General features: G+C 36.6%; 10 protein-coding genes and 1 pseudogene. 4 read left to right on the forward strand and 7 right to left on the reverse strand.

Annotated elements, in window-relative coordinates; all coding sequences use genetic code 11:
- Positions 1 to 296 precede the first annotated feature (296 nt).
- Complete coding sequence (locus AAEU28_RS11850) at positions 297 to 1,235, reverse strand: hypothetical protein (RefSeq protein WP_421964301.1); 939 nt, start codon at positions 1,233 to 1,235, stop codon at positions 297 to 299.
- A gap of 1,804 nt (positions 1,236 to 3,039) precedes the next feature.
- On the opposite strand from AAEU28_RS11850, the gene AAEU28_RS11855 reads away from it, so the two are divergent.
- Positions 3,040 to 3,396, forward strand: a complete 357-nt coding sequence (locus tag AAEU28_RS11855) for a hypothetical protein (RefSeq protein WP_421964302.1) — start codon at positions 3,040 to 3,042, stop codon at positions 3,394 to 3,396.
- On the forward strand, positions 3,377 to 4,444 hold the full coding sequence (locus AAEU28_RS11860; protein ID WP_421964303.1) for an ImmA/IrrE family metallo-endopeptidase: 1,068 nt from the start codon (positions 3,377 to 3,379) through the stop codon (positions 4,442 to 4,444). The genes AAEU28_RS11855 and AAEU28_RS11860 overlap by 20 nt, the downstream gene beginning before the upstream one ends.
- Position 4,445: 1 nt before the next feature.
- Here AAEU28_RS11860 and AAEU28_RS11865 read toward each other — a convergent pair whose 3' ends face one another.
- Positions 4,446 to 5,396, reverse strand: a complete 951-nt coding sequence (locus AAEU28_RS11865; RefSeq protein WP_421964304.1) for a hypothetical protein — start codon at positions 5,394 to 5,396, stop codon at positions 4,446 to 4,448.
- A 4-nt stretch (positions 5,397 to 5,400) separates the two neighbouring features.
- Complete coding sequence (locus AAEU28_RS11870) at positions 5,401 to 6,423, reverse strand: thymidylate synthase (RefSeq protein WP_421964305.1); 1,023 nt, start codon at positions 6,421 to 6,423, stop codon at positions 5,401 to 5,403.
- A gap of 606 nt (positions 6,424 to 7,029) precedes the next feature.
- Here AAEU28_RS11870 and AAEU28_RS11875 point away from each other — a divergent pair.
- Positions 7,030 to 8,106 (forward strand): annotated as a pseudogene (locus AAEU28_RS11875) (IS3 family transposase).
- A 120-nt stretch (positions 8,107 to 8,226) separates the two neighbouring features.
- Positions 8,227 to 8,718 (forward strand): hypothetical protein, encoded by a 492-nt coding sequence (locus AAEU28_RS11880; RefSeq protein WP_421964306.1) that lies wholly within the window; start codon positions 8,227 to 8,229, stop codon positions 8,716 to 8,718.
- Between the two features lie 243 nt (positions 8,719 to 8,961).
- Here AAEU28_RS11880 and AAEU28_RS11885 read toward each other — a convergent pair whose 3' ends face one another.
- The 4 genes from AAEU28_RS11885 to AAEU28_RS11900 form a co-directional block, all read right to left on the reverse strand.
- Complete coding sequence (locus tag AAEU28_RS11885; protein ID WP_421964307.1) at positions 8,962 to 9,618, reverse strand: hypothetical protein; 657 nt, start codon at positions 9,616 to 9,618, stop codon at positions 8,962 to 8,964.
- A gap of 53 nt (positions 9,619 to 9,671) precedes the next feature.
- Complete coding sequence (locus tag AAEU28_RS11890) at positions 9,672 to 10,148, reverse strand: hypothetical protein (protein WP_421964308.1); 477 nt, start codon at positions 10,146 to 10,148, stop codon at positions 9,672 to 9,674.
- Between the two features lie 135 nt (positions 10,149 to 10,283).
- The gene (locus AAEU28_RS11895; protein ID WP_421964309.1) at positions 10,284 to 10,628 is read right to left on the reverse strand and encodes a hypothetical protein; all 345 of its coding nucleotides are present in this window, start codon (positions 10,626 to 10,628) and stop codon (positions 10,284 to 10,286) included.
- Positions 10,629 to 10,732: 104 nt separating this feature from the next.
- A complete protein-coding gene (locus tag AAEU28_RS11900) occupies positions 10,733 to 10,981 on the reverse strand; it encodes a hypothetical protein (protein WP_421964310.1) in 249 nt (82 codons plus the stop codon).
- Positions 10,982 to 11,013: the final 32 nt, after the last annotated feature.

Consider the following 11,013-nt stretch of genomic DNA (forward strand, 5'->3'; position numbering starts at 1 on the left):
CACTATATGTCTTTGCCAGTGCCCCCACTTATCAATACACTCACAGAATGATTTAATTGCTAGATAATAGCGATAGGCCGTATTCTCAGAGATGATCCAAAACAGCTCTTCGTCAAGATACCAAATGATGTGCTTAAGACGCACCTTATATGGTTTCACACCGAATCTTTGATATATCAACTTACAAACAGCTACCATTTGCCAGCATTTCAGTTCAACATCACAATTTCTCCCTTTTAGCTTGTGCCGCATAATCCTGAAAACTTCTCCCTCAATCTGCTTTTCTTGAACCTCAGTCATCTCATCGAGCCAATATATTGTGAAACAACATCAATGCGACCATGACCAAGCATAAGTGATATTTTTAAGCGGGCATCCTTATCGCGCTCTCTAGAGATTAATCGCTTACCTGCTACGACAGGCGCAGGAGAACCTGTTATTTTCTTATACATTTCACAGGCAAACGCAGCTCTGTTGTCATGGTATTTACCAATGACCCCATGCGCACCTGAATTTTCATATTCTCTGTAAAACCGGTTTTTCCATTCTGCATAATTCCCTACTCTATCAACTAGCGCCCTATGCCCTAAAACTTGCTGAGAATGTGATAACAACTGGAGCTGACGACTATTTGGCGTTATGAACCTTTTAGCTTGTCGGCCACCTTTTACGCCTCTATGGATATTGAATCCGCCTTTTTTAAAACATTCTGTAACAGCATCCATTGGCCTAAATAAAGCCGCCTCACGTAACCTCATACCAAATTCTCGAGCAAATGCTAAAGTGAGTTTTGAATCAACTGTAAGCAACTTCTGGTGCGCTAACTCATAGCGTTCTCTGCTCAATGAGAGGGGGACGCTCTGCCTAATGTGTGAGCGCTCCCCTACAAGAGATGACGGAGAAACAACTAATGATTTATCTCCACGCATGGTAGAGAGTACGACATTGACAGTAGACAATTGATTTTGAGCGTAACTAACTGAAAGACTGTTATTATTAACTCGCTCAGAAAGCGAGTTTGCAAACGCAGAAATTATGTCTGAGTCAATTTTTCTTGCATCTCTAATCCCGTTATTTTTGCACCAATCAGCAAATTGCTTAAAGCGCGCATAATGGCTAGCTTGTGTTGCAAATCTCCCTTCTCCATAACGGTCAAGAAGTGCCTGCTTACCTGCAAAGGCTAACTGTTTTCCATAACCAAAATTTCTCGATTCGTGATTATTTAATTTTTTCATGAATTCCCCTAAAAATGGTTAGTATTAAACCGTGTTAATGGGACGGTCGGCCCTACATGAAAAGCATTAATGTCAATGCGATGGCCTATCTGATAAAGGGGATAGGCTGTATAAAGTAACTTTCCTAGTCACTAATATTCCGCATTTCATCAAGCAAAATGTGCGTTTTGCATATCGCAGAAAGTGCGACAAATAAAACACCCGAGATCTTGCTTGGCGTGTGTTTAAAGCCAATGCTCAAAGCTGTAAACCCCGTCTGTCTCTATTTATGCCGCTCCGCGACAATAGAGACAGACTCAGACACATTTTTCATAAAATCACTCACCAAGATCCCTTTTGAAAATAAAATGCAAAAAAGGCGCAAAAGTGAAATGGGAGATAATTGAATGAGATAATGTGAGGCTGTAACGCAACCTAAACGACCATATTTTTGTGCTATATGCTCAAACATTCACGATAGACAGTAACTACCGCAGAAATAAGGTTTTAGCTCAATTTACTGAGTATGAGAGCAACAGTTCTCTGTTAACGAATTTGTAATTATCATAAAGGTCAAAGGTTGAATCTTTTGGTAAAAAGAGAAGGTTTAATGAAGGGTTTTCAAGAATAATTTTGCAATTAATGTAAGTACAAACGCTACAACACTCGAATCAAAAATTATTTGCTGCATACTGACCATGTCGACAACGTACTCGAGTACATTGTGAATAATGGCGTGTTAGGATTTGCCTAGGAAGAATCACCTAATTCTAGATACGGTGATAGGACGAGCAAGCGCGCCATTATTTATTTTTTTAAGACATCCTTATAATCTATTTAATACATGAGGAAAGTAATTAACTGAATTACAAAAACACAAAAGACGACCCTATGGTCGCCTTCTATGCCAAATTTAATCAGCTTTTGGTTGCTGTTACTCTTGTTCCAAACGCTTTTAGCGGTGTTTGGCTACCGCCTCGTGTTATCAAATTAAACGAGAATCCAACAATCGTCGAAGCAGAAGCGACAACAAACTGTATGCGTTCATAATACTGCTATTTCTAACTTTTCTTCTTTGAAAGACAAGCTTTCTAAGCCTAGTTTCAAATAAATCTTAAAAGCTTACATTTAGCTTGTTGGGAAAACTCGATCGTAATCGATGAAGAGATACAGGTTGATCAAAACCAATTAACCACAAAACGTATGAAGTATTTAAAAGCGCACTCCTAATAAACAAAAAAGGCGACCCAAAGGTCGCCTTCAATGCCAAATTTTATCAGCTTTTGGTTGCTGTTTCTCTTGTTCCAAACGCTTTTAGCGGTGTCTGGCCGCCGCCTCGTGTTATCAAATTAAACGAGAGTCCAACAATCGTCGAAGCTAATGCGACAACTAACTGTATGTGCAGATAATAACTATTTTTAGGAGTTTTCCTCTTTAAAAGGAAAGCTTTAAATGAGTTGTTTCAACTAATAGAATATTTATTAGCATTGTAGCGCCGAGTCCATTCGGCGATCACCATTCATCCCTGAATTTTCGTTTTGATTTGCTTGTTGCTTTGGGGTGTGAGTCGTTCCAACGACTCAAGCTAGTTTTGCGGATAAACAGATTTAATCAAAGAGGATTCTAAGTGAGATTTTAAACTCCAGAGTGACGCAGCATCCATGCTGCTAAACGAGCTTAATTTAATTTTTAACTATTCACATTGTTTTCTTAAATATGAAAAACCCTCGCTCATTTTGAACCTTATATAACTAGACCTAGACAAAAACCACTAAAAACAAGTAATATAACAACTTATTTACGACTGAAAGATAACAAGGTAAAAGTGGAAATAGCCTTTAGCTCTAGGGAACTTAGAGATACCTGCAGCCAGTACTTAAAGCTAAAACAAATATTTGGTTTTTGTGCAGATACTTTTATGTCAATTCTTGAAGACATAAGAGCATCTAGCTCATTTGTCGAGTTAAAAGTCTTGTTGTCAGTTCCATATTTTTTTCAAAGTTCTATGTCTCCAGAAAGACTTATTATCAAGATCACTGATTCTATCCAATTAGCTTTCGTAGCAAATAACAGCTATGGTTTAAATAACAAAGGAAGTTCTACTAACTGGGATTACGTTACTCATTTAAAATTAGTAGAGGTTTTGGACGATGGAGTGCAATATGCAAAATTTTCAGCCTAATTGGTGTTCTCCTCCTGGAGCTACAATTCAGAACCTAGCAAATAAAAATTCCTTATCTAGCGATGAGCTTATGGCTATCCTAGAATTAGAGCCTGAAAATTTTAAGAGCCTTTTGAATGGTTTTTCTAAACTTACCTCTAACATTGCTGAACGCTTAGAGCAAACCTTTGGTGTATCAAAATCTTTTTGGCTAAATAGAGAAGAAAACTATTTTCAATCATTAGAACATCAAGCTAATGAATGTGAAAGTTGGTTTGAAGAACTTCCAATCTCTGATTTAGTTAATAGGGGTTACCTAACAAAAAGAGCCACTAAACCTCATAGAATTGCGGAATGCTTAGCATTCTTTGACTCTAAAGCAATAGATGAATGGGAAAGCATTTATAAATCTAGAGTTGAGAATGTTGCGTTCAGAACTTCGAGCTCATTTGATTCTAGCCCCTTAGCTGTAACTACATGGCTAAGGCTTGCAGAGTTGAGTTGCTCACATCAACATGTACAAGAGTTTAATAAAGAACTTCTCATAGAAAAGATTGATAAAATTAAAAGCTTATCTCGAATTAAAGAACCATCAGCTTTCTTGGGAGAACTAGAGTTAATTCTTAATTCATGCGGCGTTAAAATTGCTGTAGTAAAAGCAGTTAAGGGCTGCAAAGCTAGTGGTGCTACCTTTTATCAAGATGGTACGCCGATAGTAGCTTTAAGTTTCAGGCACCTAAGTGACGATCATTTTTGGTTTACATTATTACATGAATTAGGCCATGTAATATTACATAGTCACACTCAAGTTTTCATTGAGGGCACAGGTAGTAACCCATATACCCAAGAATTAGAGAAAGAGGCTAATGAGTTTGCAATGTCTGCTTTAGTGCCCGCTTGTAAACAGAACTATCTTTTCAGTCTCAGAGCTAAAGATTATGCAAAAATAATGCGCCTTGCTAAACAGTTAGACATCTCACCGGGTATAATAGTAGGACAACTTCAACACAAAGGGTATATCCCCCACTCCCATTTGAACAAGCTTAAAGTTAAGTATAAATGGGGTTAATCTAACCCCTGAAATACTTGTATCTTGCTGGACTTTTTTGCCAATTACATAGTGCATCCTCAAGTATTTGCATTTTGAACCTTCCTAATTCCAGCACATCACCAAATAATGAAAGCTTCTCTTCGAAAGTTTGACTATTCCAGTTCACAGTGAAATTTTCACCATACAATAGTTTAGCGCCTTGAATTGGTCCAGTTGAGCCTTGTAAATATAGCTTGTCAGGTGAAGCGTTAATAATTCCTACTTTTGCAAGCATCGTCAAATAATCAAACGCTCCAGTTCTCCCAATAGATAGAACAGATTGAACAGAACGGTATAAGTACTCAAACAAGGTAATCTCTGATTCTTTTGCTATAAATTCAGCCTCGCTGAATTTAGCCATATGACTTTTACCAACCCAAGAAATATAAGAACTAAACACCTTTGCTAAAGACCTCCTAGCATTAGGCTTTAAAGACTCATATTTTCTATGGTTTCCGAACTTTCTGACTTCACCATCATTAATCATCTTTGGATAACAAGCCCTATACCAGTCTTCAAATTCTGATGTACCTTTAATAATCGTATCCCATGACCAAATTTCTCTCTCTCCATAAGCACCATAAATATCTGCGCAAAGTTTATACCCTGTATCAGGGTTTTTACCAAAGTGAGTGAATAAAAAGATAAGCCAACTGGCCTCATCAATATTGTCGTTATTAAAGTGGTAAATCGCAGCTCTTAATGGGTCAAACATTGGGCTTATAGGATCCAATCGCTCTTGAGAAACCGGCCTATTTTTCAACATTTCTATATAATCAACTCTTCTGACACTATCTATTAGTTGTGTAACAAGAGTATTTCTGACATCTTCAGCTTCTATAATTCTGATATTCTCTTCATCATTGTTATAACTGAGCAATCTTTCATGAAACTTTTTTCTTATCTCTGATTGAGTACTTCTAAGTAACACTTTATTAGACTCCTTGTGAATATTTACATCTTTCAGCCTGAATCTTTGTTTCTAAAATAGATTCATAGTTTGGACATTCAAACTGAGCTTTTATCTTATTTAATGATTCTACATAGCCTCCAATTTCCAACCTATCTTTAGCAAACTCTCTTTTTTGACTGAAAGAAAAAAGTAGTAATAGAATATCTATCCAGTACTTAGGTAAGCTTGCTTCAGTAATTTGACTTAAAGTTACTTGATTAGACCTAATTAATTCCTCATATTTAAGTACTTCCATCTTAATTGATGCAAAGTCTGAAATTTTAGGCATTTCGGCCATTACTGGAGCTTGATCAGTAAAGCCTTTAGACACAAAACGCTCTACATCATCTAAGTTTTCTTCATATAAATGCAAACTACCTACATAATGATGATAGTGCCCCACTTGAACCTCCATCTCCAGTGCGATAATTTCTTGTATCATTGTAAAAACAAAAATATCATGAGGAAGGCCTTTATAAGCATCATTGGATCTCATGTTGACGTACATATTGAGCTTCCCATGCCTTATCATAAACTGCCAACTTAATGTGCAAGGAATATCTTTGTAATTTCGTGCTGTATCTTGTGCTCCAAATAATTGAATAACAGCTTGCCTTGTGGTTGGTTTCTCTTTCAATCGATTAAGCACTTGCTCGAATTGATTAAATTTACCGTCATAGTCAAAAATCCTTTTCCCGTAAGCCCCGTGAACGTTACCATCAGATTCAGCATAATTTTTATAATCTTTTAAATAATAAGATATGAATTCAGAAGCCTGAGAACCAGATAGATACCAAAAAAATTCCCCTAAACAACTATAAATAGTTTGCTTTATGTCCGTTCTACTTAATCTTGCAACTGGATTAGTTAATGTTATTAAACAACTATCGTATTCAATAAAAACCCCCTTTGTTGCCTCATGCTTACTGCCTTTGTTTCTAAGCAAATCAAATGTGTCGTGAAGGATATCGTCAACTGATGCCCCCTCAATATGTCTATCACTCATTTAAATATCCTTTTGTAGCAGTAAGTTAAATTACACTAGAGAAAATATTTTTCAAAGAATTATTCAGTTCCTTATAAAATATCTGATAATACATTGGCTTCAATCAATCAGCACTCTAATTCATTTTGGCTATCCAGCAACTAATTCAGAATTGAAATTAGCATCAACACTCACTGGTACACTCACTGGTACACAAGATAAAAACGGAAAAAGGTTGTCAAACCAATACAATACCGCTACAATCCGCACCATCACTAGCTTTGCTGGCGATAGAAAAGTATTCTAAGATTTATGTCTTATGACTGAATCGGGGCTGATTAGCCCCCAGAATAAGCCCGTATTTACTGGGCTGCAGCGCATTCACTTCCCTTACTTCTCGTTTTTACCACATTTTTTACCACAGATTTCGTCTTGACCATCGGCAGCGATATGACGAGTATTTTTGACATCAGTGGATCAGATAATAAAAATTCAAATTCTCCAAGTTATAAATCTGAAAGTTCTCCTTCAAAAAATGTTCTAAAGGATAACGGGTCTGTAACTCCCCCAAAAAATGAAACAGTTCATAAGTAGAATTTTCCATTAACTAAAATAGGAAAATTTACGATGAGAAAAAGCAAGTTCACCGAACTCAAATTGTCAGCATGATCAAAGAAGCTGAATCAGGTATTCCTGTGCCGGAAATTTGCCGAAAGTACGGCATCGGCCAAAGTACATTTTATAAGTGGCGCTCCAAGTATGGCGGTATGGAAGCTTCAGATGTAAAGCGCCTTAAAGAACTTGAAGAAGAAAACCGTAAGCTTAAAGATATGTTTGCAACGCTGACCCTAAAGCACTCTATGCTTGAGGATATCATCGCAAAAAAGCTGTAAAAACAAGTAGGCGCAGAGCTTGGGTAGAGCATTTAAGGGCTCAATTTAACGTCAGCGTCGCATTTGCTTGTGAAGTGGCAGGACTGAGCCGCTCAGTTTTTTATTACAAACATAAACGACCGTCAGATGATGAAGTGATCGACGCACTACTTACATTGGTAGAGCGCCATCAAAGATGGGGACTGCCAAAACTATTTAAAAGGCTTCTTAAAAAGGGTAAGCCATGAAATAAAAGCGTGTCGAACGCGTTTATAACATGCTAAAACTAAACTTAAGACGTAAGGGAAAGCGCCGTGTACCAACAAGAACACCTGAACCATTAAGTGTACCAACACAACATAATGAATCTTGGTCAATGGACTTTATGAGTGATGCATTGAGCTATGGGCATCGTTTTAGAACATTGAATGTACTCGATGACTTCAATCGACAAGAATTAGCCATTGAAGTTGATACCAGCCTAACAGCAGAAAGAGTGATTAGGACACTAAAGCATATTATTGCTTGACGAGGTAAACCAAAGCAAATTAGAGTCGATAATGGTCCTGAATTTACCTCAACAACGCTTGAAACGTGGGCTATGGAAAACAACATCAAGCTGGAGTTTATAAAACCAGGTAGTCCTTATCAAAATGGCTTTGTGGAAAGATTTAACCGAAGTTACCGCGAAGAAGTGCTAGATTTATACTTGTTTGAGTCACTACAAGAAGTACGTGAAATCACAGATGAATGGTTAGATATCTATAATTACGAACGGCCTCATGATTCACTTGGTGATATGACGCCAATTGGTTACCTTGAGGCTGCATAAAACTCTACGAAAGAGCTATACTAAATTGGGTGGAGTTACACTAATTAACCACTCAGATTTTTGACAGAGTCTCGATTAATGCGATTTTAGTTATTCAAATTACAAGCCAAATAGGAAAAAATGAATAACTCAAAACCATCAATCAAAAGTCATCACCCGTTGAGCCCGAACCCAATTGCCAAACCAGCAAACCTATTAAAAATTGGCACTGCAGCTAATGAGCATCTGTTTTATAAATTAAAACCGCTCAATGTTGTCGCTTATACCAGTCAGTTTCAAGTTATAAAGAAAAATGGGTTACCTAAACCATTCTACCGCTTACCATTTAAGCTCACCGGTAACGATGAAGCCATGTTACAACTATTTATGATCAAGCTCAGTAAAGCACTTGGCGTACAAATGCAGAGCTTATGGACTGAAATGGTAAACAACATTGAAGATTATTATTGTGCTTTTGAATTTAAAGAGCTGAAATTAAAGCTGCATCTTATTTATGACCTTATTAACCTCGGCAATGGCGAAGTTACCCTTGAAGCAATAGATAAGCTGATTGAAACAAAAAGAAAATTACTTGTACCTGAATACTTTTATTCGCTAATAGCTCGTGAGTAAGTTTAAGCTTTACGTAGTTTTTACTGTCAGGTCATTTAGTTTCACCTGACCTGACAGCCTCATTTTTAATACTTTAAGCCGTTTGCTAAAGCAACAAGCTATGAATAAGTCCATTTAACTCATATTTTTACAGAATAAGTTGTAGCAGGACGGTTCAGCACCATATTCGACTTTCTAAAATAGCGCGTACTTAATTAAATAGCTGTATAATTATAACGATACTCCATGATTACCTGTAATTTATCAATTCGCATAGCCAGCCACAGCACTGTCATTTCTGGGGTACATCGCTTGTACTTTTAATAACCCTTGATGTTCAACTTTATCGCCATTATAAATAAGGAAGTTGCCATTATTTAATATGTCTGAAATCTTACTAAGAGTATCGTCAGCGAGAGCTGTTTGACCTTGTTCATAAAGTTTCTGATATTGTTTATGTGCAATTCCTGCTCCAATGGAGTTTGATATGGTTTCTAGGGCATATAGCCCATTTTGCAATAGAGAGTTGTTTTCAAAGGCCTCTCTTACTTTGGAGTCTGTAACTGTATCATCGAGCTCGAATCGTTTGTTGTATCGGTTTTGCTCAAACTTCGCGCCCTTTAACGATACACCAAACCTAGACTCAAAATCTTTAATCGCTAATCCGAGCTCTGCTTGTAGCTTTTCTTTTCTGGCATATACAGATGGGTGATCAGAAATGATATACTTCCCTTGTACAGCTTCTTCCCCATAAATACTTTTTAGTACTTTATCGAAGTGCTTGTCTGCAGACATACCTAGTTTGGCCGTATCTATGGCTTGAACCGAATCTTTTGATCCCTTAATGACTGCATTTTCAGGCGTTAAGGTTTTACTTATAGAGCTTAAAAGAGGGGTAGCATTGTTAACAACTTTATTCACTTGTACTCCAAATTTTTATAAGTATTAAAATATTCATTCATCAAGAGTGGCTTTTAGAAAGAGTAACCAATACCGACAATGAATGAATCACCATCAAAGTCTGAAACCTTGAACCTCTCTAAGCCTAAGTAAACATTCCAGTTGTTAATTTGGTAGTTACCTTTAAAACCATATGTAATTCCCCACTTATTATCTTCAAGTAATTTGCTGTTTGAGAGCAAATGCGATACGCCAATATAAGGGCGTAACGAAAACTGTTCAGTGATAGATAAATTATACTGCCCTGCGATGTCAGCTTTTTTGAAATCTAATGACTCATCAAAGAAACTCATACTGAAAGAGTCTTGTACTGAAATGACGACATTGAAGTTTGTTGCAACGGGTGTTTGATAATTAACCTTTACAGCGCCAGCAACATCGCTGCTACTTTTGCCGTTTAAGTCTGTATTTAAGAAATGGTATTCGACTGTTAACTCATTAGCAAAGCTGCTACCAGCAATAAACAACAAAGGAATAAAACAAGATTTCATGAATAGGCTCCAAATTAAATATTACCCTAAGATAATAAGCATAAGGGGCTTAAGTTTAAGTAAGCTTAAGTAAGCTTAAGTAAGCAAATGTAAGCCATTGCAATGACTACTTAATTTAAAGTTTATAAATAAGAGTCATTCATGGACTGGCAGGTCGGACACTTTATTTAATTTTAATATTTTTTTATGTGCCCTTTTAGATAAGGCGAGATAAGTAGACTCTTCTGATAGGATTTCATCACTTTTATAAAGTTTTAGATCGCTATATTTAAGAGATAAATCCACCTCGTTTTCAGTATGTATTATCGCTTGAAGTCTATTATTGGTTAAAAGTTCAAGTGCTTCCTCCATGTTATTAAAGCGATAAAGCTCTATCTTTGATTTTTTTAAAGTGTTATCTAATTTCGAACCCAAGTTAAAACCTATTTTCGCACCAATTATGGGTTTAGATAGGAAAAAGCCTTCGACATTGCTGATCATATATTTTGTATATAAAGAAACATTTAGCTTGGTAAGTGGCTGTTCTGTAATGTAATTTAAATATCGATTCCTATCTTCTGTATAAACTACACCAGCTACACCATCTAGCTTACCAGCCTTAACTTTTTTAATATTTGCTGTAGTGGTAAAAAAACAAATTTAGGCTGAAAGCGAAGATGATGACCAATGCGTATTATTTTCTCAACATATATACCTTTCGATTGACCGTTTTCTTCATAGCTGAATGGCTGGTAATTGTCGATCAGGCCAATTTTAAGTTCTATGTATTCATCATCAGCATGGGCAAAGTTTGTAAACAGCATTAAGGCTAGAGCAAGAAAAATTATCATCATTGACCTCTGGGAAAAATTTAAAGAAGCCTTTA

The organism is Pseudoalteromonas sp. SS15 (assembly GCF_049257195.1).
Classification (GTDB): Bacteria; Pseudomonadota; Gammaproteobacteria; order Enterobacterales; family Alteromonadaceae; genus Pseudoalteromonas.

Excerpts from the sequence above, each read along its gene's own strand:
- AAEU28_RS11880 (WP_421964306.1), top strand. The coding sequence starts at position 8,227 with ATGAATAACTCAAAACCATCAATCAAAAGTCATCACCCGTTGAGCCCG.
- AAEU28_RS11850 (WP_421964301.1), bottom strand. The coding sequence starts at position 1,235 with ATGAAAAAATTAAATAATCACGAATCGAGAAATTTTGGTTATGGAAAA.
- AAEU28_RS11860 (WP_421964303.1), top strand. The coding sequence starts at position 3,377 with ATGCAAAATTTTCAGCCTAATTGGTGTTCTCCTCCTGGAGCTACAATT.
- AAEU28_RS11870 (WP_421964305.1), bottom strand. The coding sequence starts at position 6,423 with ATGAGTGATAGACATATTGAGGGGGCATCAGTTGACGATATCCTTCAC.
- AAEU28_RS11895 (WP_421964309.1), bottom strand. The coding sequence starts at position 10,628 with ATGATCAGCAATGTCGAAGGCTTTTTCCTATCTAAACCCATAATTGGT.
- AAEU28_RS11890 (WP_421964308.1), bottom strand. The coding sequence starts at position 10,148 with ATGAAATCTTGTTTTATTCCTTTGTTGTTTATTGCTGGTAGCAGCTTT.
- AAEU28_RS11900 (WP_421964310.1), bottom strand. The coding sequence starts at position 10,981 with ATGATGATAATTTTTCTTGCTCTAGCCTTAATGCTGTTTACAAACTTT.